The 21,358-nt window shown below is 62.9% G+C and carries 18 protein-coding genes; 10 read left to right on the top strand and 8 right to left on the bottom strand.

The window, feature by feature from the left end; translation table 11 throughout:
• Positions 1–9: 9 nt before the first annotated feature.
• The 4 genes from P3C39_RS20415 to P3C39_RS20400 form a co-directional block, all read right to left on the bottom strand.
• Positions 10–1,149, bottom strand: coding sequence for an ABC transporter ATP-binding protein (locus P3C39_RS20415; protein ID WP_013530249.1), 1,140 nt, complete (start codon positions 1,147–1,149; stop codon positions 10–12).
• 84 nt (positions 1,150–1,233) lie between these two features.
• Positions 1,234–2,331 carry a polyamine ABC transporter substrate-binding protein gene (locus P3C39_RS20410; protein WP_013530248.1) on the bottom strand — a complete coding sequence of 366 codons (1,098 nt, stop codon included), beginning with the start codon at positions 2,329–2,331 and terminating at the stop codon, positions 1,234–1,236.
• A gap of 340 nt (positions 2,332–2,671) precedes the next feature.
• Positions 2,672–3,622, bottom strand: a complete 951-nt coding sequence (locus P3C39_RS20405; protein WP_013530247.1) for a DMT family transporter — start codon at positions 3,620–3,622, stop codon at positions 2,672–2,674.
• Between the two features lie 150 nt (positions 3,623–3,772).
• Entirely contained in the window at positions 3,773–5,215 is a 1,443-nt protein-coding gene (locus P3C39_RS20400) for an XRE family transcriptional regulator (RefSeq protein WP_275953971.1), read from the bottom strand.
• A gap of 228 nt (positions 5,216–5,443) precedes the next feature.
• Here P3C39_RS20400 and aceA point away from each other — a divergent pair, with 228 nt between their 5' ends.
• From aceA to P3C39_RS20385, 3 genes are all read left to right on the top strand, one after another.
• A complete protein-coding gene (gene aceA, locus P3C39_RS20395) occupies positions 5,444–6,733 on the top strand; it encodes an isocitrate lyase (RefSeq protein ID WP_275953972.1) in 1,290 nt (429 codons plus the stop codon).
• Between the two features lie 58 nt (positions 6,734–6,791).
• Complete coding sequence (locus P3C39_RS20390) at positions 6,792–7,034, top strand: hypothetical protein (RefSeq protein ID WP_006202762.1); 243 nt, start codon at positions 6,792–6,794, stop codon at positions 7,032–7,034.
• A 278-nt stretch (positions 7,035–7,312) separates the two neighbouring features.
• On the top strand, positions 7,313–7,717 hold the full coding sequence (locus P3C39_RS20385; protein ID WP_245265430.1) for a response regulator: 405 nt from the start codon (positions 7,313–7,315) through the stop codon (positions 7,715–7,717).
• A gap of 82 nt (positions 7,718–7,799) precedes the next feature.
• Here P3C39_RS20385 and P3C39_RS20380 read toward each other — a convergent pair whose 3' ends face one another.
• Complete coding sequence (locus P3C39_RS20380) at positions 7,800–8,513, bottom strand: HAD family hydrolase (protein WP_013530243.1); 714 nt, start codon at positions 8,511–8,513, stop codon at positions 7,800–7,802.
• A 145-nt stretch (positions 8,514–8,658) separates the two neighbouring features.
• On the opposite strand from P3C39_RS20380, the gene P3C39_RS20375 reads away from it, so the two are divergent.
• The 4 genes from P3C39_RS20375 to P3C39_RS20360 all read left to right on the top strand — a co-directional run bounded on the left by P3C39_RS20375 (position 8,659) and on the right by P3C39_RS20360 (position 13,039).
• Positions 8,659–10,095, top strand: coding sequence for a glutamine synthetase family protein (locus tag P3C39_RS20375; protein ID WP_027035719.1), 1,437 nt, complete (start codon positions 8,659–8,661; stop codon positions 10,093–10,095).
• 94 nt (positions 10,096–10,189) lie between these two features.
• Positions 10,190–10,558, top strand: coding sequence for a four helix bundle protein (locus P3C39_RS20370; protein WP_063170070.1), 369 nt, complete (start codon positions 10,190–10,192; stop codon positions 10,556–10,558).
• 80 nt (positions 10,559–10,638) lie between these two features.
• Complete coding sequence (locus tag P3C39_RS20365; RefSeq protein WP_275953973.1) at positions 10,639–11,925, top strand: FAD-binding oxidoreductase; 1,287 nt, start codon at positions 10,639–10,641, stop codon at positions 11,923–11,925.
• 262 nt (positions 11,926–12,187) lie between these two features.
• Positions 12,188–13,039, top strand: coding sequence for an SH3 domain-containing protein (locus P3C39_RS20360; protein WP_275953974.1), 852 nt, complete (start codon positions 12,188–12,190; stop codon positions 13,037–13,039).
• A 93-nt stretch (positions 13,040–13,132) separates the two neighbouring features.
• Here P3C39_RS20360 and P3C39_RS20355 read toward each other — a convergent pair whose 3' ends face one another.
• Positions 13,133–13,879, bottom strand: a complete 747-nt coding sequence (locus P3C39_RS20355) for an SDR family oxidoreductase (protein WP_027162287.1) — start codon at positions 13,877–13,879, stop codon at positions 13,133–13,135.
• A gap of 315 nt (positions 13,880–14,194) precedes the next feature.
• Between P3C39_RS20355 and zwf the strand changes: the two genes are divergently transcribed.
• The 3 genes from zwf to edd all read left to right on the top strand — a co-directional run bounded on the left by zwf (position 14,195) and on the right by edd (position 18,258).
• Positions 14,195–15,664, top strand: a complete 1,470-nt coding sequence (gene zwf / locus P3C39_RS20350) for a glucose-6-phosphate dehydrogenase (RefSeq protein ID WP_013530236.1) — start codon at positions 14,195–14,197, stop codon at positions 15,662–15,664.
• Positions 15,646–16,362 carry a 6-phosphogluconolactonase gene (pgl, locus tag P3C39_RS20345; protein ID WP_027162288.1) on the top strand — a complete coding sequence of 239 codons (717 nt, stop codon included), beginning with the start codon at positions 15,646–15,648 and terminating at the stop codon, positions 16,360–16,362. The genes zwf and pgl overlap by 19 nt, the downstream gene beginning before the upstream one ends.
• Before the next feature lie 72 nt (positions 16,363–16,434).
• Entirely contained in the window at positions 16,435–18,258 is a 1,824-nt protein-coding gene (gene edd / locus P3C39_RS20340; RefSeq protein WP_275953975.1) for a phosphogluconate dehydratase, read from the top strand.
• A gap of 68 nt (positions 18,259–18,326) precedes the next feature.
• Here edd and P3C39_RS20335 read toward each other — a convergent pair whose 3' ends face one another.
• Complete coding sequence (locus P3C39_RS20335; protein ID WP_063172830.1) at positions 18,327–19,991, bottom strand: VWA domain-containing protein; 1,665 nt, start codon at positions 19,989–19,991, stop codon at positions 18,327–18,329.
• 378 nt (positions 19,992–20,369) lie between these two features.
• Positions 20,370–21,332 (bottom strand): GlxA family transcriptional regulator, encoded by a 963-nt coding sequence (locus P3C39_RS20330; protein ID WP_013530232.1) that lies wholly within the window; start codon positions 21,330–21,332, stop codon positions 20,370–20,372.
• Positions 21,333–21,358: the final 26 nt, after the last annotated feature.

Here is a 21,358-nt window from a genome sequence, read left to right as displayed (position 1 = left end):
GGTCGCCCCCTACCGCGTCAGCACGACGCCGGCGTCGGGCCGGAAGGAAACCCAGGCGCGGTCGTTCCAGCTCAACGGATCCTCGGTGATGCGGGCCGCGTTCATGGTGCTGGCGCGCACCACCTGGCCGTCGTCCAGCCTGACATGATAGACGGTCATGTCGCCGAGATAGGCGATGTCGTAGACCTCGCCCTCGATGGCGTTGACGGCCTCGGCCGGCTTCTTCGACGACACCTTGATCTTTTCGGGCCTGATGGCGAAGGTGACGGCCGTCCCAGCCCCGGCGGTGCCGGCATTGTCGGTGCGGATGGTGATGCCGTTGCCGGCGTCTATGCTGGCGCTGCCCGCCTCGCCACGCGCGATCTTGCCCTCGAACATATTCACGTTGCCGACGAAGCCAGCGACGAAACGCGATCCCGGCGCCTCGTAAACTTCGGCCGGCGTTGCCACCTGCATCACCTCGCCCTTGTCGATGATGGCGATGCGATCGGCCATGGTCATCGCCTCTTCCTGGTCGTGGGTGACGACGACGAAGGTCAGGCCGAGATTCTGCTGCAGGTCCATCAGTTCGAACTGCGTCTCTTCGCGCAGCTTCTTGTCCAACGCGCCGAGCGGCTCGTCGAGCAGCAGCACCTTGGGCCGCTTGGCGACCGAGCGGGCGAGCGCGACGCGCTGGCGCTGGCCGCCGGACAGTTGATGCGGCTTGCGCTTGGCGAACTGCTCGAGCTTGACCAGCTTCAGCATCTCGGCGACGCGCGATGCGATTTCGGGCTTCGGCATGCCGTCCTGCTTGAGGCCGAAGGCGATGTTGTTCTCGACCGTCATATGCGGGAACAGCGCATAGGACTGGAACATCATGTTGACCGGCCGCCGGTAGGGCGGGATGCCGCGCAGATCCTGGCCATCGAGCAGAATGCGGCCGGCTGTCGGCTCCTCGAAGCCGGCGAGCATCCTGAGCAGCGTCGACTTTCCACAACCGGAAGCACCGAGCAGCGCGAAGAACTCGCGCTCGAAGATGGTCAGAGACAGATTGTTGACGGCGGTGAAGTCACCGAACTTCTTGGTGACGTTGTCGAACTGGATGTACGGCTTGGCGTTCGGGTCGTTCCACGGTGCAAAATCCCTGCGGATGCTGCCAAGCGATTTCATGTCCCACTCCGTCCTGATTTTCTTGCTTCTTGCCCCAGGTAAAAACGGTCCCGGCAGGTGACTGCCGGGACCGTGTCGGATTGCTTACTGGCCGGTGACGATCTTGGTCCAGGTGCGCGTGATGACGCGCTGTGTCTTGGGATCGTACGGCGAGACGGTGTAGAGCTTCTTTATGGTCTCGGCATCGGGATAAACCGAAGGATCCTCCAACAGTGCCTTGTCGACGAATTGCTGCGAAGCCTTGTTGCCGTTTGCGTAGAGCACGTAGTTCGACGACTTGGCGATAACTTCCGGCTTCATCATGTAGTTGATGAACTCGAGCGCCTCTGCGACATGCGGCGCGTCGGCAGGGATCGCCATCTGGTCGAACCACATCTGCGCACCCTCCTTCGGCACGGAATAGCCGATCTCGACGCCCTGCTTGGCCTCGACCGCGCGGTTGCGGGCCTGGAACACGTCACCCGACCAGCCGACGGCCAGGCAGATATCGCCGTTGGCGAGCGCGTTGATGTATTCGGAGGAATGGAACTTCCTGATATAAGGTCGGACCTTGAGCAAGGTCTCCTCGGCCTTGGCGATATCGTCGGGCGATGTGCTGTTCGGGTCGAGGCCGAGATATTTCAGTGCAGCCGGAATGATGTCGGCCGGCGAGTCCAGCACGTAGACGCCGCAGTCCTTCAGTTTGGCCAGGCTGTCGGGATTGAAGAAGACATCCCAGCTGTCGATCTTGTCGGTGCCGAGCGCCGCCTGCACCTTCTTGATGTTGTAGCCGATGCCAACCGTGCCCCACATGTAGTTGACCGAGTATTCGTTGCCGGGGTCGTACTTGGCCGTGCGTTCCGAAACCGTATCCCACATGTTGGAAATGTTGGGCAGCTTCGACTTGTCGAGCTTCTGGAACACGCCGGCCTGGATCTGGCGCGCAAGGAAATTGCCGCTGGGCACGACGACGTCATAGCCGCTGCCGCCGGCAAGCAGCTTGGTCTCAAGGATTTCGTTGGAATCGAAGGTATCATAGACGACCTTGATGCCGGTTTCCTTGGTGAAATCGTCGATGATCGAACTGTCGATGTAGTCCGACCAGTTGAAGACGTTGACGACACGATCTTCAGCGTGACCGCCGACGGTGAAAAATGTCAGGAATGCCGACGTTGCCGAAAGCCAGAGCGCTTTGCGGATCATGCTATTCTCCTTTGATGAGTGTTCCTTCACCGGCTCGTCGCGACATCAGCGCGACCGGCATTTTCTTCAGACTATTGAGCTTTCCAAGGGGCGACAAGCGCGAACTGCCGAGACCATGCAGGCGGTTCGATGAGATGGCTGGATGCCCCTGAGGCGGCCTGGGAGGCGTGCCAATACCGTCAGAGGCTTTCGCCATGGCGCGGGCAGAGATACGACGATATGGTCCGGTCCCGATCGGACCGGCTGGGAGACTTGGCAAGATACGCCTGTCTTGTTGTTGCCGTATTCCCAGCCTGCCCGTGCCGCAGCGACGTTGTCAATGGCAAAGCTGCAGGCCGCTTCAATTAGGTGACGGCACCCCGGTGACCCCTGCGCGTTCGGGCCTTGCCTGGCGCTTGAATTCGAGCCCGATATGGACGAGCAGCGCCGTGACCACAACCGCGCCGCCGATGATGGTGCGCCCCGACGGCACCTCGGAATGAATGAGCCAGACCCATATCGGGCCGAGGATCGGCTCGAACGTGCCGAGCAGCGCCGCGATGGCCGCCGGGATCAGTCGCGCGCCGGTGGCGAAGAAGGCCAGGCCGAGGCCGAGATTGACCACGCCGAAGGCAAACAGAAAGCCCATGTCACTGACAGATACGGCGAGGGTCGATGCCTGCGAGACGGCAAAGCCGGCCGCGAGCATGGTGCCGAGGCACGTCGCCGGCGTCATGCGCACGCCGGAGAACCGCCGGGTGATGACGGTGGCGACCGAAAACATGACCGCGATCAACAGCGCCAGCCCATCGCCTATGGGCGAGACGGCGCCATCGAGCGATTCCGACACCATGATGGCGACGCCGGTGATGACGGCGGCGATTGCCACCCAGGTCGCGACACCAACCCTTTCGCGAAACAATGCCCAGGCAAACAGCGCCGCCAGCAACGGCACGCCTGCCTGCATCAAAAGGATGTTAGCGACGGTGGTGTAGGCGAGCGCCACGACGAAGGCGGTCGATGCCGTGGCAAAGCAGATCCCGACGGCAAGGCCGGGCAACCCCATGTCACGGAACAGCTTCAGCATGCCACGCCAGCCGTCACGCCAAACCATGAAGCAGACCAGGAAGGCGGCTGCCCACACGGATCGCCAGAAAATGACCGTCCAGCTGTCACCGACAGTGATGAAGCGGGCGATGGCGCCGCCGAAACTCCACATCAGCGCCGACAGGAAGACCAAAAGCATGCCGACGCGCTCCTCGCGCGGCGAGACGGCTGGCGATGCGACGATCGGCGATGCGGTATCGATCATGGCTGCCACTGTCGGGCTCTTGTGGACGGGACGATGCGCAAGGGACGACAAAAAGATGCTCTGTTGGCGTAACGCAAAGGCGCAGGCCGGAACTGAGCCAGCGGCCGCCGACAATTGTGGCACCTTGCTCCATTTCAGAAGAACACGGCGTCACTGAAAATCGAAAGCACTCAGGCCCGTCACCATCTCGTCGAGGCCGAGCGGGCGCGTCACCGGCGGTTCTGCCCGCGCCAGGCAGCCGACGCGTTCGCAAAGCCGGCAAGCAGGCCCGACCGGCGTCGCCGCGACGGTGCCGGCCTTTGCGGTGATTGCCGCACCGGGCAATGCCGCGCCATAGACGATATCGTCACGAAAGCCGATGTCGCAACCGAGCAGCAGCGCGGTGCGGCGCGGGCGTTCCGAGAATGCGCCTTGCGGCCCTTCCAGCGTGCGGGCGATGCACAGGAACTCGGCGCCGTCGGGCATTTCCACTGCCTCGACGAAGACCTGGCCGGGCTGGGTGAAGGCGACATGCACGGGCAGCTTGGGACAGCCGCCGCCAAAGCGGCTTTGAGGAAAGCCCTGGCTGCCGGCCTTGCGGAAGCGGTTGCCGGCATTGTCGACCTCCAGCATGAAAAACGGCACGCCCGAGGCACCCTGCCGCTGCAGCATGGTCAGCCGGTTGGCCGCCTGTTCGAAGGAGACCCCGAAGCGCGAACGCAGGACATCGATGTCATAGCGGGCGCGCACGGCAGCCGCGTGAAAGGCCTGATAGGGCATCATCAGCGCATGCGCCGCATAACGGCCAAGTTCGAAGCGGGCCAGGCGGCGCGCCTCGTCGGTGCTCAGCTTGAGCGCCTGGATCTCGCCGGCGACCGCGACCGTCATGCGGATCAGGCAGGCCTCCATCGCGACTTCGCGCAACTGGTCGAACGGCGACAGGCGTTCGGACAGGAACAGGCGCTGCGAATGGCGATCATAACGGCGGCGCCAGTTCGGCATGGTCGCGACCGGCAGCACCTTGACCACGATGCCATATTCGCGCTTCAGCCAGGCCTTCAGCGCGCCGAACAGATCGTCGCCGGGATCGAGCACCGAGGTGAACGCCGCGGCCTCCTCCTCGAGGGCAGCAAAATGGTTCGGCCGGCGCTCGAAAATCTCGTGCACCTCGTCGATCGGCAGGCGGGCGCCGGAGAGCGCCGTCGCCCGACCCTCGCCTGCCAGCAATTCGTTGAGGTCGGACAGGCGCTCGGCCTGCTCGCGATAGGCGCGGAACAGCTTTATCACGGCCGCGGACGCATTGGGCGCCGCCTCGGCAAGCTCGATCAGTTCCTGATCACCCGGCAACTCGCCGACCAGCAGGGGATCGGTGAACACTTCCTTCAAGGCAGCGACAGATCCCCTCGCCTCGCCCTGCAGCTCGTGTGGATCGACCTTGTAGACGGAGGCCAGCCTGAGGATCAGCTGCACCGTCAGCGGCCGCTGGTTGCGCTCGATCAGATTGAGGTAGGACGGCGAAATGCCGAGACCCTCGGCCATCGCCGTCTGGGTCAGGCCCTTGGCGTTGCGAATGCGGCGGATGCGCGGCCCGGCGAAGATCTTCTGGTCAGCCATGGACTGTCCTTTACAGCAATTTACACGAATTCCTGGGCACGGGCCTTTTACAATAATGACAAATTTACAACGCACTTCTGTCAAACGCAACACAGGTTTTCTCTTATATCCTCTCAGTTTACCTGATTTTTGTGGCTGATTTCGCGCAGAAATGTAAATCCAGTCATACCCAACTACCCCCAAATGATTGACGCCTTGACACAGATCAGCAATTCCTCGGAGTGACCAATGACTGATTTTTACAACCTCGTCCCATCGGCGCCGGAAGGTCGCTTCGACGGTATCGAACGACCCTACTCGGCGGCGGATGTGAAGCGTCTGCGCGGTTCGGTGCAGATCCGCCAGAGCCTTGCCGAAATGGGCGCCAATCGGCTGTGGAAGCTCATCCACGAGGAGGACTTCGTCAACGCGCTCGGCGCCATGTCCGGCAATCAGGCGATGCAGCAGGTGCGCGCCGGGCTGAAGGCGATCTACCTGTCGGGCTGGCAGGTTGCCGCCGACGCCAACACGGCTGGCGCGATGTATCCGGATCAGTCGCTCTACCCGGCCAATGCGGCGCCTGAACTGGTCAAGCGCATCAACCGGACGCTGCAGCGCGCCGACCAGATCGAGACCTCCGAAGGCAATGGGCTTTCGGTCGAAACCTGGTTCGCGCCGATCGTTGCCGACGCCGAAGCTGGCTTCGGCGGGCCGCTCAACGCCTTCGAAATCATGAAGGCCTTCATCGAGGCGGGCGCCGCCGGCGTCCACTATGAGGACCAGTTGGCGTCGGAAAAGAAATGCGGCCATCTCGGCGGCAAGGTGCTGATCCCGACTGCGGCGCACATCCGCAACCTCAACGCCGCGCGCCTGGCGGCGGACGTGATGGGCACGCCGACCCTGGTCGTCGCGCGCACCGATGCGGAAGCCGCCAAGCTGCTCACCTCCGACATCGACGAGCGCGACCAGCCTTTCGTCGACCACGACGCCGGGCGCACGGTTGAGGGTTTCTATCATGTCAGGAACGGCATCGAGCCCTGCATTGCCCGCGCCATCGCCTATGCGCCTTACGCGGATCTGATCTGGTGCGAGACCTCGAAGCCGGACCTGGCACAGGCCAGGAAATTCGCCGACGGCGTGCGCAAGCATCATCCCGACAAGCTGCTCGCCTACAATTGCTCGCCGTCGTTCAACTGGAAGAAGAACCTCGACGACGCGACGATCGCCAAGTTCCAGAAGGAGCTCGGCGCCATGGGCTACAAGTTCCAGTTCATCACGCTCGCCGGCTTCCACCAGCTCAACTACGGCATGTTCGAACTGGCGCGCGGCTACAAGGCGCGGCAGATGGCGGCCTATTCCGAGTTGCAGGAAGCGGAGTTCGCGGCCGAGGCCGATGGCTACACCGCGACCAAGCATCAGCGCGAGGTCGGCACCGGCTATTTCGACGCCGTGTCGATGGCGATCACCGGCGGCCAATCGTCGACCACCGCCATGCATGAATCGACGGAGCACGCGCAGTTCAAACCGGCCGCCGAATAGCGAACAGAAGAACTCAGAGGAAACGCCCGACAGGGCTTGGGACACAAGGAGAAAACCAATGGCATCGATAAGCCGCGTCAAGGAACGCGCCGAGGAACAGTCGACGACGATGAGCGTCGACCAGCAGGCGACGATCCGCATGCTGGCCAACGACCTGCACCGCCTCAACCAGTCGGTTATGAAGGCGGTCGAGGCGGGCGTCTCGGTGGAACTCGTGCGCTCGGCACGACATCACGGCGGCGACGGCAACTGGGGCGATCTGCTGATCCCGGTGATCGTCACGCAGCAGAGCCACGGCTGACTGAAATTCATGCAACCGACCCTTCACCTGCGCAGCCCCTGCGCAGGTGAATTTTCTTTTTATGAAATGCATGTGTGGACAGTCGAGTACAGTAGCGTTGCTTGAAATTCACTGTCCCGGCGATGATTTCGGGCACTTTTATTTCAACTTGACATAGGCTGCGATCTCACGCCAATTGCGCTCCGGATTCAACTCTGCATTGAAATAGGGGCGAGCTTCTTGGCTGACTTGTGTGCCCGGTGAATCGCGAAGGCGAGACTCCAAGACATCCGAATCTGGTGACCCGCGGCTCAACCACCGAGGCGATCCGTGATCCGTCGCAGGTGCTTGTCGTCGGCAGGTCGCCAATCAATCGCGTGGTGATTTCAAAGATCGTCGAGCGATCCGGGCTCAAGCCGATTTCGGAATCTCCCGACACGGCGGCAAGGATCTTGCGGTCACTCATTCCCGGCGCGGTTGTCCTTGACGGCGGCGCCGACAACAAGGACTGCGACAATCTGATGTCCAGCATCGACGCGTTGCGCCGCGCCTCGGGCAAATCGCTGCCACCGGTAATCCTGCTGTCAACCAAGAATGGCACCACGGAAAGCCTGGGCCTGCCTGGTGTCATCGACGTGGTGATCGCCAAGCCGATCACGCCCGAACGGTTGCAACCGGTGATCGATCGCCTGATCGGCCGCTGAGGCAATTGCGGGAAAGTGTGTAGCGGTTTTTCCGTCCGGAATCGAACCAGGTAAGGCCGGGCGACCACGGATCGCCCGGCGATCAGGGATCGATGATGCTTTCGATCAGTCCGGGCAGTTGTCCGAGATCGGATATCTGGCGGAACCTCGATTCGGTTACCGGCGCTTCGACATGCTCCAGCACCCAGGTCAGTTCATGCGGCACATGAACACCCCACCCGCCGGCCTCGATGGCAGGCACCACATCCGACTTCAGCGAGTTGCCGACCATCATGCTTTTCGCCGGACCATCGCCGTGGCGCTTGAAGAGCCTGCTATAGGTGGCAGCATTCTTGTCGCTGACGATCTCGACCGCGTCGAACAGATCGCCAAGGCCTGAGCCAGCCAGCTTGCGCTCCTGGTCGAAGAGGTCGCCCTTGGTGATCAGCACGAGGCGGAATGCGCCGGCAAGCTTTTCGACCGTCTCGCGGGCGTGCGGCAAGGCCTCGATCGGATGGCTCAGCATCTCGCGGCCGGCATCGAGAATCTCCGCTATGACCGAGCCCGGCACGCGGCCTTGCGTGACCTCGATCGCCGTCTCGATCATCGACAGGGTAAATCCCTTGATGCCGAAGCCATAGACAGCGAGGTTGCGCCTTTCGGCCTCCAGCAATCGTGCCGAGATGTGCTCCGCTTCGCCATGGTCGACGAGCATGGCGGCAAAGCGCTTTTCCGTCAGCCGGAAGAACTGCTCGTTCTGCCACAACGTGTCGTCGGCGTCGAAGCCGATCGTCGTCAGTTTGTCATTGCGCCGCATTGAACGCCTCGATTGGAATTGGGACGGCCGAAACTAAGCCGATTGGCGTGTTTTTCAACCGCACCGGGCAATGCCCGACGCGGCTCCCCTTCCCTTCCATAGGAGGGCACGGCTATACTCCACAATCCGCAACCCAATCTGGTGAATGATGCCGCCTGCAAAAAAGGAAGTCCGTCCGTCGAGCCGCGGAGGACGCGCCCGCACGCCTGCCTTCGTGAAAAATCAACGAGGCGTCAAGAACTGGAAGGAAGTCAGCGCCTGGCTGGAATGGCGCGGCATCGAGGACATCGAGTGCATCACGCCCGATCAGGCAGGCGTCGCGCGTGGCAAGATGATGCCATCGAAGAAATTCACCTCCAACACCTCGCTGGCGCTGCCGTCGGCAGTCTTCATGACGACGATATCCGGCGGCTACCCCGAGGATGGCAACGGCTTCCATTACCCGGAAGACGACGGCGACCTCAAACTGATGCCCGACCTGTCGACGCTGACGGTGGTGCCCTGGGAAGAAGACCCGACGGCCGCGGTCATCTGCGACCTCGTCCACCAGGACGGACGCTCGGTCGAGTTCACGCCGCGCAACGTGTTGAAGCGTGTGGTGGCCGCCTATGACAAGCTCGGCCTGAAGCCTGTGGTGGCGCCCGAGATCGAGTTCTACCTGGTGCGCAAGAATCCCGACCCGGACTATCCGCTGACCCCGCCGGTCGGCCGGTCGGGACGCGCGATCGGCGGCGGCGCCGGCTATTCGATCGCCGGCGTCAACGAATTCGACGAACTGATCGACGACATCTACCATTTCTCCGAAAGCCAGGGCCTGGAGATCGATACGCTGATCCACGAGGAAGGTGCCGGCCAGTTGGAGATCAATCTGCGCCATGGCGACCCGATCGAACTGGCCGACCAGGTGTTCATGTTCAAGCGCACCATTCGCGAGGCGGCGCTGAAGCACGAGATCTACGCCACCTTCATGGCCAAGCCGATCCAGGGGCAACCCGGCTCCGCCATGCACATCCATCAGTCGATCATCGACAAGAAGACCGGACAGAACATCTTTTCGGCCGCTGACGGCTCGGAAACCGACGATTTTTTCCACTTTATCGGCGGCATGCAGAAGCATGTGCCGAACGCGCTGGTGATGTTCGCGCCCTATGTCAATTCCTACCGCCGGCTGACACAGGCGGCGTCGGCGCCGGTCAACAACAAATGGGGCTATGACAACCGCACCACGGCGTTTCGCGTGCCGCGCTCGGATCCGGCGGCACGGCGCGTCGAAAACCGCATCCCGTCCTCCGATGCCAATCCCTATCTGGCGCTGGCGGCATCGCTTGCCTGCGGGCTGATCGGCATCACCAACAAGATCAAGGCCGAGCCCCCGGTCCTGACAACGGCCAATGCCGACGAGATCGACCTGCCGCGCGGTCTGCTCGAAGCCGTCGACCTGTTCGAGGGCGACGAGGAACTCTGCGCGCATCTGGGCAAGTCGTTCGCCGCGACCTATGCGGCGATCAAGCGCGCGGAATTCGAGACCTTCATGGAAGTGATCAGTCCGTGGGAGCGGGAGTATTTGTTGCTGAATGTGTAGGGGAGTGGGGCAGTAGGGGAGTAGGGGAGTAGGGGAGTAGGGGAGTAGGGGAGTAGGGGAGTAGGGGAGTAGGGGAGTAGGGGAGTAGGGACGGATGACCGAAAAAACAGGGTCCTACAAGGACTTGCTGGTTTGGGAGCAGGCGATGGATCTTGCGGTGGCGGTCTACGGTGCTACGAAATCCTGGCCCAAAGAAGAACTTTATGGACTGACCAGCCAAGTGCGGCGCTCTGCAACGTCGGTGCCGGCGAACATAGCCGAGGGGTATGGCAGGGAAATTCGAGGCTCCTATCTGCAGTTTCTCCGTATTGCCCAAGGATCATTGAAGGAACTGGAAACTCAGCTTCTGATTGCTGAACGTATTGGCATCGCGCCGAAAGCGACGTCCGGCCCATTGTTGGCGAGTACCGAAAGTGTGGGAAAGCTTCTTCGACTTCTCATCCGTAAACTTACAGCCGAATAGCCTCCCCTATTCCCCTATTCCCCTATTCCCCTATTCCCCTATTCCCCTGTTCCCCTACTCCCCTACTCCCTGCGAGCATCATGCCCTACCAATCCCCGATCTCCCCCGGCCGTTCCTGGTATGAGGACACGGCCGGCCCGCGGCCTGAATACCCGGCGCTGGATGGCGACCGGACATGCGACGTCGTTGTCATCGGCGGCGGTTTTACCGGCCTGTCGGCGGCAGCGCATCTGGCCAAGGCGGGCGCCAATGTCGTTTTGATCGAGGCGTATCGCTTCGGTGATGGCGCCTCCGGGCGCAATGGTGGCCAACTTGGCACCGGCCAGCGCGCCTGGGCCGAGGACCTGGAAGCCGAGTACGGCTTGTCCCGCGCCAAGGCGCTGTTTGATCTTGCCGAAGAGGCGAAGGCGCATCTCCTCGAATTCACTGCCGCCAACCAGATCGATATCGACTATATGCCGGGCCAGCTCTCGGTGGCGCACAAGCCGCGCTATGTCGATGACTACAAGGCGCATGCCGAGATCATGGCGAGCCGTTTTTCCTACCCGCATATCTCGTTCATGGATGCCAGGGAGACGGCGGAGCGGCTGGGCTCGACCGCCTATTTCGGCGGCACGCGCGACACCGGCACAGGGCACATCCATCCGATGAAGCTGGTGATCGGCACGGCGCGGGTGGCAGCGCTTGCAGGCGCGCAGCTGTTCGAGGGGACTCAATCAACCGGCATCATTTCCAGTGGCGGCAAGGTCAAGGTTTCGACACCGAGAGGCACGGTGACGGCGCAGAAATGCCTGATCGCGGTCAACGCCTATGGCGGCACGCTCGAGCCGGTGAGTGCCGCGCACGTCATGCCGATCGGTTCGTTCATCGGCGCGACGGTGCCTCTGGATACGCACTCGGACGTGCTGCCGGGCGGCGAGGCGGTCGACGATTCCCGCTTCGTCGTGCGTTATTTCCGCAAATCGAAGGACGGACGGCTGCTGTTTGGCGGACGCGAGGTCTATGGCGTCAACGATCCCCGGGATATCCACATCCACATCCGCCGCCAGATCGCGGAACTCTATCCGGCGCTCGGGGATGTCGAGATCACGCATGGCTGGGGCGGCTATGTCGGCATCACGGTGCCAAGAAAGCCGTTCGTGCGCGAAGTGATGCCCAATGTGATCTCGGCCGGCGGCTATTCCGGCCACGGCGTCATGCTGTCGAACTACTTCGGTAAACTCTATGCCGAAACCGTTGCCGGCAACCGCGACCGGCTGAAGCTGATCGAGGATCTGAAAATCCCGCCTTTCCCTGGCGGCCGGCGTTTCCGTACGCCGCTGCTGTTCCTGGCGCTCAACTGGTTTGCGCTGCGCGACAGGATCTAGCCGGCCGGCCTGATGTAATATTGTAATATTTGTTGTAACATTTGTTGCCCGTGCGACGCATTGCGCAATTTCCCGCAAAGGCGCAGAATCCTCTATGTTGGCGTACTGATGCCACAATCGCAGGCGAAAGCTGCCGGTTCTGGGCGATTGTTCGGGGATTGTTGCGGGCCTGCCCGCGTTGTTTTTGGGACCGATGCGGATCAGACGCCGGACTTCCGGCACCGATCGAAAGAACGTCGGCCCGCTTATGGAGGTGGCAAGAGTGAGAGAGCCCTTCAGTTTCGGTACGCCGGAACGTCGGCGCTTTGCCATGCAGTTCGGATACGACATGCGGCCGTCCTTCTGGCAGGAAGTCCGTTCGAACTCGCATCTGGTGATCGCCGCGATCGGCACCGCCGCACTGCTTGGCGTCGCCGCCGTGGCGCTGTGGCTGGCGCTGCCGGCCAGCGACAGGCAAGCGGCAGCGAGCCCCGAACAGACCATTCCAACGGTTCCGGTGAAGACGACGAAAATAACCCCGGTTGGGGCCGCGGTCGCTGCGGCAGCCGTGCCGCAGGCGCGCAAGTCCGACGCAATTCCAACAACTGTGGCGGCCGCGCAAGACAACATTCCCGCACTCGCCGCCAATGACCCACGCTGGACCGGTTCCCAGCTGAAGGCCGCATCCGCGTCCGATTCGACTGCTCCCAGCCAGGTGGCGCACAAGGCACCCGACAAGCAAACGGCGGCATTCGCGCAGCCGGCAGCCGATACCGATGCCGCCACCGAACTTGCCAAGGTAGCCGCGCCCGGCGCAACCGCGGGCAACCATCCCGACGGCGCACAAACCGCCGCCATTCCCGAGGTGCAACCGCAAGTGCCGGCTCAAGAGCCAGCGGCAGAAGGTGATGACAGCCAGGCCAAGGCGAAGCCAAGGAAAGCCGCAGCCGCCGGAACAGGACGCATCCTGAGGGCCGTGACCATGCGAAGCGGCCCGAAGAAAAATGCCGCCGCCATCGGTACGGTGCCAGCCAAAACCTCGGTGCAGGTGATGAGCTGCAAGAAATGGTGCCAGATCACCTACAACGGCAAGACCGGCTGGATCTACAAGAGCTACATCAAGACCGGCGCCTGACGCCCGCCGCTCAACGACAGGTCCGTCTCCCTTTCCGATGCATGCCGTCGCTCCAAGATCGCTGTGCGCTTTTGGACGACATGCACCAGGCGTTCAGATGCAGCGGCCGCCGTCGACCTCCAGCGCCACGCCGGTGATGAAGGCGGCTTCGTCCGAGGCCAGCCAGAGTGCGGCGTTGGCGATGTCGAGCGGCGTCGAGAGCCGGCCGAGCGGGATCGATGCGCGGAACTTCTCGCGGATTTCGGGTGTGTCGGCGCCCATGAATTTCTCCAGCATGCCGGTCTCGCCGGCAACCGGGCAGAGGCAGTTGACGCGGATGTTCTTCGGCGCCAGTTCCACCGCCATCGATTTGGTGGCGGTGATCGCCCAGCCTTTCGACGCATTGTACCAGGTGAGGCCGGGGCGCGGCCGCAGACCCGCGGTGGAGGCCGTGGTCAGGATGACGCCGCCGCCCTGCCGCTCCATGATCGGCACCACGGCGAGTGCCGCGTGATAAATCGCCTTCATGTTGACGGCGGTTATCAGGTCGAAGGTCTCCTCGTCGACATTGAGCATGTCGCCGTTGCGATGGGTGTAGCCGGCATTGTTGACCATGATGTCGATGCGACCGAAGGCGCTTTTGGCGGCATAGATCATCTCGTCGAATTCGGAGCGCAGCGAGACATCGGTCTGGGTCCAGATCGCCGCTTCGCCGATCTCGCCGGCGACGCGCTCAGCGCCCCTGGCGTTGAGATCGGCGACAACGACCCTGGCACCCTCCTGCGCAAAGCGCCTGGCGATGCCCTCGCCAAAACCGGACGCAGCACCGGTGATGACGGCAACCTTGTTTTCCAGACGCATGTTTTTCCCGCTCATGATTGATGACGATCAACCGGCGCGCCGATAGCGCACATCCGCGCGAACCCGTGGCTTCTGGCCGGATTGCTCGAAAGATGTGCGGCCATCGCCGATTTCTCCTTTGGCTTTCGCGTCGATCCCGCTCTATGCTGCAACTGCGAAGGCTTCCGGTGCCGCGCCTGTCGACAAGCCTCCGGGTCATCGGACTGTCAAGGGGCAGGCGCATACACCCAGATGTGACACCATGGCACTGGAAAATTTAAATCGATTAGATTATATCAGCCGCGTCACAGCGACCGGCGTCAGAGCGGACAGACCATGACCAGCCAGATCATCCCCGTCGATCCTTTCGACTTCATCATTTTCGGCGGCACCGGCGATCTGTCGGAGCGCAAGCTTCTGCCGTCGCTCTATTATCGCCAGCGCGACCATCAGTTTTCGGAGCCGACACGCATCATCGGCACCTCGCGCTCGAAGATGAGCGACGAAGAATTCCAGGCCTTCGCCAAGCAGGCGATCTCGGACCACGTCAAACCGGCCGACATCGACGCCAAGGAACTGAAGACCTTTCTGGCGCGGCTGTCCTACGTCTCCGCCGATGCGACGAGCGGCGCCGGCTTCGACAAGCTCAAGAAGGCGATCGGCGACAGCGACCGCATCCGCGCCTTCTACCTGGCGGTGGCGCCGGCGCTGTTCGGCGACATCTCGCACAAGCTGAAAGAGCACAATCTGATCACGCCGAACTCGCGCATCGTGCTGGAAAAGCCGATCGGCCGCGATCTCGATTCGGCACGCAAGCTCAACGACCTGGTCGGCGACGACTTCCACGAAAGCCAGATCTTCCGCATCGACCATTATCTCGGCAAGGAGACGGTGCAGAACCTGATGGCGCTGCGCTTTGCCAACGCGCTCTACGAACCGTTGTGGAATTCAGCCCATATCGACCATGTCCAGATCACCGTGGCCGAGACCGTCGGCCTGGAGGACCGCGTCACCTATTACGACAAGGCCGGCGCGTTGCGCGACATGGTGCAGAACCATATGCTGCAGCTCTTGTGCCTCGTCGCCATGGAAGCGCCGTCGTCGATGGATGCCGACGCCGTGCGCGACGAAAAGCTGAAGGTGCTGCGGGCACTGAAGCGCATCAACGGCAACGAAGCGCCGAAGCACACCGTGCGCGGGCAGTATCGCGCCGGGGCTTCGGCCGGCGGACCGGTGAAAGGCTATGTCGAGGAACTCGGCAAGGACAGCAACACCGAGACCTTCGTCGCCATCAAGGCCGAGATCGGCAATTGGCGCTGGTCGGGCGTTCCGTTCTATCTGCGTACCGGCAAACGGCTGGCGACGCGGGTTTCGGAAATCGTCATCGAATTCAAGCCGATCCCGCATTCGATCTTCGGCGACAGCGCCGGACCGATCTTCGCCAACCAGCTTGTCATCCGGCTGCAGCCGGACGAAGGCGTCAAGCAGTTCATCATGATCAAGGATCCGGGCCCGGGCGGCATGCGGCTGCGCCAGATTTCGCTCGACATGAGTTTCGCGCAGTCCTTCGACGGCCGCGCACCGGACGCCTATGAGCGGCTGATCATGGACGTCATCCGTGGCAACCAGACCCTGTTCATGCGCCGTGACGAAGTCGAGGCGGCGTGGAAATGGATCGACCCGATCCAGAATGCCTGGGAAAGTGCCAGGCAGGAGGCGCAGGGCTACACGGCGGGCACCTGGGGCCCATCGGCCTCGATAGCGCTGATCGAACGTGACGGGCGGACATGGCACGAGAGCAATTGAACAGCGCCGCCTACAGCTGGAACGGCTTCAGCGGGCGCCAGGAACTGGCGGCAGCCCTGGCCGGCCATGTTGCAGGCAGACTGACCAAGGCGATCGCCGAGCGCGGCACGGGGTTGCTCGCCGTCTCCGGCGGCACCACGCCGGCAAAATTCTTCGCCGCCCTTTCAGCGATACCCATCGCCTGGGACAAGGTGATCGTGACGCTGGTCGACGAGCGTTTCGTGCCGGCCTCCTCGCCACGCTCCAATGCCGGGCTGGTGGCCGCCAATCTGTTGCAGAACGCGGCCAAGGCGGCTCGTTTCGTGCCGCTCTATCACGAAGCCACCAGCATCGAGGATGCGGCCTCGTCCGACGATGCAGCGCTCCGATCCTTGCCCTGGCCGCTCGATGTCGTCGTGCTCGGCATGGGGCCGGACGGCCACACCGCCTCGTTCTTTCCCGATGCCGCCGAACTGGCAACACTGCTCGACCCCTCTTCCGACAGGATCGTGCTGCCGGTTCATGCGGCAAGTGCGGGCGAGCCGCGGCTGACCCTGTCGCTGGCCCGCATCGTCGAAGCCGGCTTCATCGCGCTGCACATCGAGGGTGAGGACAAGCGTATCGCCTTCGACGGCGCGGTGGCGCCCGGGCCGCGAAAGCCAATCCGCGCCGTGCTCGACGCAGCGCAAAAGCCCGTAGAGGTTTTCTGGGCACCCTGATTCTCGATTTACACCGGGCCCGGCAAACGGCGGGAGGATGTTTCCGGGACCTCGCCTGAAAGGACCGATACCATGACCGCCAGACGCGACATCGAAGCCATCACCGAACGCATCCGCCAGCGCTCTAAGCCCGGCCGCGAGCGTTATCTCGGCCGCATCGCCGAGGCGTCGAACCGCGCCGCCAACCGGGCCGTTTTGTCGTGCGGCAACCTCGCTCACGGCTTTGCGGTGTGCAGCCCCTCGGAAAAGCTCGCGCTGGGCGCCGACAAGGTGCCGAACCTCGGCATCATCACCTCCTACAACGACATGCTGTCGGCGCATCAGCCGTTCGAGAGCTTCCCCGCGCTGATCAAGGATGCAGCCCGCGAAGCCGGCGGCATCGCCCAGGTGGCAGGCGGCGTGCCGGCGATGTGCGACGGCGTCACCCAGGGCCAGCCCGGCATGGAGCTGTCGCTGTTTTCGCGCGATGTCATCGCCATGGCCGCCGCGATCGGCCTGTCGCACAACATGTTCGACGCCGCCGTCTATCTCGGCGTCTGTGACAAGATCGTGCCGGGGCTGGTGATCGCCGCCCTCACCTTCGGCCATCTGCCGGCGGTGTTCATTCCGGCCGGACCGATGACATCAGGCCTGCCCAATGACGAAAAGGCCAAGGTCCGCCAGCTCTACGCCGAGGGCAAGGCCGGACGCGCCGAACTGCTGGAGGCCGAGTCCAAATCTTACCATGGACCGGGCACCTGCACCTTCTACGGCACGGCGAATTCCAACCAGATGCTGATGGAGATCATGGGCCTGCACACGCCGGGCGCGTCCTTCGTCAATCCAGGCACGCCGCTGCGCGAGGCTTTGACCCGCGAGGCGACCAAGCGGGCGCTGGCGATTACTGCGCTTGGCAACGCCTATACGCCCGTCGGGCGGATGATCGACGAGCGCTCGATCGTCAACGGCGTCGTCGGCCTGCATGCCACCGGCGGCTCGACCAATCACACCATCCACCTGATCGCCATGGCGGCGGCGGCCGGCATCGCCATCACATGGCAGGATATTTCCGACCTGTCGGAAGCGGTGCCGCTGCTGGCGCGGGTCTATCCGAACGGCCTCGCCGACGTGAACCATTTCCACGCCGCCGGCGGGCTCGGCTTCCTGATCCGCGAACTGCTCGACGAAGGCATCCTGCATGAGGATGTGCAGACGGTGTGGGGCGAAGGCCTGCGGCCCTATGCGGTCGAGGCAAAGCTCGGCGCCGACGGAGGCGTGGTGCGCGAAGCCTCGCCGCGGACAAGCGGCGACGAGAAGGTGCTGGCGCCTTTCAACAAGGCGTTCCAGGCGACCGGCGGCCTAAAGGTGCTGTCAGGCAATCTCGGCCACGCCGTCATCAAGACTTCCGCGGTGAAGCCGGAGCGGCGTGTCATCGAGGCGCCGGCCAGGGTCTTCGACAGCCAGCAAGGGCTGAACGATGCGTTCAAGGCAGGCACGCTGACCGGCGATTTCATCGCCGTCATCCGCTTCCAGGGGCCGAAGGCCAACGGCATGCCGGAACTGCACAAGCTGACCACCGTGCTCGGCATCCTGCAGGATCGCGGCCAGCGCGTGGCGCTGGTCACCGACGGGCGCATGTCGGGCGCCTCCGGCAAGGTGCCGGCGGCGATCCATGTCACACCGGAAGCGGTCGAGGAGGGTCCTATCGCCAGGATCCACGAAGGCGACATCATCCGGCTCGACGCCGATGCCGGCACGCTGGAAGTGCTGGTGCCGGCCGGCGATTTCGCGCTGCGCCGGATGGCGGATGCCGACCTCATCGGCAACGAGTTCGGTTTCGGCCGCGAGCTGTTTGCCGGCTTCCGGCAATTGGTCGGCCGCGCCGATCATGGCGCCAGCGCCTTCGGCACGGCCTGACGGCAGTTCTGCGCAACCCATGAAAAGGGGCGGCACTTGGCCGCCCTCTTGCGGTTGTGCATACGATTCTATTGCACGGTTAGCTCGGCTCGCTCGCCGGCCTTGACCGTCACGTTGCCTTCTTTCGAACTGTTGTCGGATTTCTCCGAGACGACGGCATAGTCGCCCGCCGGGATCGCTGCCTGGTACTTCTGGTCGAATGCATAGCCAAGCGACTTGCGGTTGCCGTTGATGTCCTTTTTGGCCTCGAAAATCTCGATCTTCGAGGCTCCCGGCGCGGTGATCGCCAGCACGCCGGCATTCATTGCGATTTTCAGATCCTGAAATTCGCCGACCTTGACGGTGAACGGCTGCTCGACAACGGCGAGATCAACCGTCGCAATCAAGACATAGTCATCGGCCGGCAGATCGAATTTGCTGTCGGGTCCGTAGGCATAGGTCACCTCGTCCCTGGTTCCATCGATCTTCTTTTTTGCCTTGAGCACCTTGAAGCCGATGCCTGAACCGTCCGCCTTGTCGCCGCCGGCAGCATAATAAGCATTGGCAACGACATGGCCGACACCGACAATCATGTCCTTTTCCACGGTCTTGCCGGCAGCCAGCGGAATCGTTTCGGTAGCCACGCCCTGGCCGATCGTGACCGTCACTTTCTCGTCGCCGGCCGGCAACACGGCTTTCGTGGTCCCATAGAAGGTGGCGGGCATGTCAGCACCCGGATAATCGATGACGATAGCCGCGCCATCGACGACATCTGCCCCCTCGCTCGGTCGCGGATGGATGATGAGCGTGCCGGCATTCAAGTTGAAGAGAGGCGCGTAGACTTGGCCCGCCTCGATCTTGACTTTCTGCTCGGTCTTGGCCTGGCCGTCGCTGGCCACGACGATATAGTCGCCCGGTTCCAGATTGGCCTTGTAGGCGCCGTATTCGGTACTGACGTAGTCGCCGCGCGTGCCGTCGGGTTTCGCCTTGTAGATCTCCCAGGCATTGCCGTCAGTGACGGGATCGCCGCCCTCGGCAAGCACCGCTATCGGCAGGAAATTGAAGTCCGGTTTGGCCGGCTCGGGCGCGGGTGCCGGCGCAGGTGCCGGAGCCGGTTCAGGAGCAGGTGCCGGCGCCGCCACGGTCTCGGCAAGCGCCTCCTGCAGCGCCTTCTCGTCGGAGGCCTGGATGTATTTGCCGCCGGTGTTGTCGGCGAGGCAGGCGATCTGCTTGCCCTCGTCGGCGGTCAGGCCGAAGCCGACGACATCGGCGGTGAAGTCGACGCCGGATGCCTCGAGCTCCTTGCCAAGCGCGCAGGGGTCGCCGCCGCATGTTTCGAGCCCGTCGGTGATAAGCACGACGGTCGCCTTGTCCTCGGTGTATTTCAGCGCCTCGGCCGCCTGTTTGACCGCCGCCGTCAGCGGCGTCTTGCCGAGGAATTTCAGGCTGTCGGCGGCGGCCGAAATGGCGCTGCCCGAACCTGCCTGCGGCGGCACGATCAGCTGGATGTCGTCGCAGCTGCCCTTCTCGCGATGGCCGTAGGCCATGAAGCCGATCTCGTCGTCGGTGGGGACCGATTGAAGCACGGTTCGAAGCGACTCGCGGGCGATTTCGAGCTTGGGCTTGCCGTCGATCTGCGCCCACATCGAGCCGGACGCATCGAGAATGATGATGACCTTGTTTGCGGCGAAGCCGAACGTCGTCATCGACAAAAGGAGGATCGCCGCAGCGACGCCCCGTGCAAGTCCCGCCATCGAAATCTCCTAAATCCGCCCCTGATCCGGGCGGCAAGCTATTTGACGCGGCGCCGGGACACAAGTCCGGGCGCCGGTGCGCAGGGCTGCGGACCCAGCTTAACAAAAGTCCTGACGACAGCCAGTTCGGCGGCGGCGGCAGCCTTTTCCCCGGTAATAGGAATTTTTTCTTGACACCATGACCTCAGCTAAGGTACATATTTGGCTATGGTGCTGATTTGCGCCGGTGACCCGCCGCAATAGGCGGGGTTTTTCGTTTGTTGCACCCGTCAGCCTACGCGCGGCGAAGGCTCCGAAAGAACCCATTAACCCGAATTCATGGCCTTGGCCCGATGCGCCGGGCCGAATGCCGAACTCTCAACGAAAACGAAAACCAGCTTAGTAAGTCGTGCGGCGTTCTTCCGAAGGCGGCCTGCCGAATTGCAGCCGGTAGCTCTGGGCGAAGTAGGAATGCGAGGTGAAGCCCGTCGCGATCGCCACGTCGAGGATCGGCATGTTGGTCTGGCGCAGCAGTTCGCGCGCCCGCTCCAGCCGCAATCGCATATAGTAACGGCCGGGCGTGACGCTGAGATGGCGCAGGAACAGGCGCTCGACCTGGCGCACCGAAAGGCCGGCGGATTTGGCCAGCTGTACCGCCGAAAGCGGCTCGTCGAGGTGGTCGGCCATCAGTTCGACGATGCGCCTGAGCTTCTCCGACTTGCCGGTCAGGTCGCGTTCGGGTCCGACGCGCTGACGGTCGCCGGCCGAGCGGATGCGTTCGTGCTGGAACTGGTTGGCGACGCCATTGGCCAGGTTCGAGCCGAAATCGCCGCGCACGATCTCCAGCATCAGGTCGATCGAAGTGGTGCCGCCGGCACAGGTGTAGCGCTTGCGATCGATCTCGAAGACGTTGCCGGTGCAGTTGATGTCGGGGAATCGCTCGACGAAGCCGGCACGGTTTTCCCAATGGATGGTGCAGCGATAGCCTTCGAGCTGGCCGGCCTCGGCCAGCAGGTAGGACCCGACCGACAGGGCACCCAGCGCATTGCCGCGCCGGCCCCAGCTTCGCAAAGCCGCCAGCACCTTGCTCTTGCCGGGGAATTCGGTCGTCAGCCCGACCGAGACGAAAAGGATATCGACCGGCGGCAGGTCGGCAACGGCGTAGTCGATCTTGAGCGGCAGGCCATTGGAAGCCATCACCGGATCGCCATCGGCCGACACCGTGGTCCAACCGTAGAAGTCGCGGCCAAGCAACCGGTTCGCCGACCGGAACGTATCGATCGCGGCAGCCAGCGAGAACATGGAGAACTTGTCTACCAGCAGGAATGCGAACTGCCGGCCGCCTTGAACGGGGTCAGTCATGACCGGCCGTTCTGAGGGAACACTGG

The sequence above is a fragment of the Mesorhizobium sp. XAP4 genome, assembly GCF_029269325.1.
Lineage (GTDB): Bacteria > Pseudomonadota > Alphaproteobacteria > Rhizobiales > Rhizobiaceae > Mesorhizobium > Mesorhizobium ciceri.
This window is presented reverse-complemented; position numbering and strand designations above follow the sequence as displayed.

Coding starts and splice junctions, on each gene's coding strand:
- P3C39_RS20415 (WP_013530249.1), bottom strand. CDS start 1,149: ATGAAATCGCTTGGCAGCATCCGCAGGGATTTTGCACCGTGGAACGAC.
- P3C39_RS20410 (WP_013530248.1), bottom strand. CDS start 2,331: ATGATCCGCAAAGCGCTCTGGCTTTCGGCAACGTCGGCATTCCTGACA.
- P3C39_RS20405 (WP_013530247.1), bottom strand. CDS start 3,622: ATGATCGATACCGCATCGCCGATCGTCGCATCGCCAGCCGTCTCGCCG.
- P3C39_RS20400 (WP_275953971.1), bottom strand. CDS start 5,215: ATGGCTGACCAGAAGATCTTCGCCGGGCCGCGCATCCGCCGCATTCGC.
- aceA (WP_275953972.1), top strand. CDS start 5,444: ATGACTGATTTTTACAACCTCGTCCCATCGGCGCCGGAAGGTCGCTTC.
- P3C39_RS20390 (WP_006202762.1), top strand. CDS start 6,792: ATGGCATCGATAAGCCGCGTCAAGGAACGCGCCGAGGAACAGTCGACG.
- P3C39_RS20380 (WP_013530243.1), bottom strand. CDS start 8,513: ATGCGGCGCAATGACAAACTGACGACGATCGGCTTCGACGCCGACGAC.
- P3C39_RS20375 (WP_027035719.1), top strand. CDS start 8,659: ATGATGCCGCCTGCAAAAAAGGAAGTCCGTCCGTCGAGCCGCGGAGGA.
- P3C39_RS20370 (WP_063170070.1), top strand. CDS start 10,190: ATGACCGAAAAAACAGGGTCCTACAAGGACTTGCTGGTTTGGGAGCAG.
- P3C39_RS20365 (WP_275953973.1), top strand. CDS start 10,639: ATGCCCTACCAATCCCCGATCTCCCCCGGCCGTTCCTGGTATGAGGAC.
- P3C39_RS20355 (WP_027162287.1), bottom strand. CDS start 13,879: ATGCGTCTGGAAAACAAGGTTGCCGTCATCACCGGTGCTGCGTCCGGT.
- zwf (WP_013530236.1), top strand. CDS start 14,195: ATGACCAGCCAGATCATCCCCGTCGATCCTTTCGACTTCATCATTTTC.
- pgl (WP_027162288.1), top strand. CDS start 15,646: ATGGCACGAGAGCAATTGAACAGCGCCGCCTACAGCTGGAACGGCTTC.
- edd (WP_275953975.1), top strand. CDS start 16,435: ATGACCGCCAGACGCGACATCGAAGCCATCACCGAACGCATCCGCCAG.
- P3C39_RS20335 (WP_063172830.1), bottom strand. CDS start 19,991: ATGGCGGGACTTGCACGGGGCGTCGCTGCGGCGATCCTCCTTTTGTCG.
- P3C39_RS20330 (WP_013530232.1), bottom strand. CDS start 21,332: ATGACTGACCCCGTTCAAGGCGGCCGGCAGTTCGCATTCCTGCTGGTA.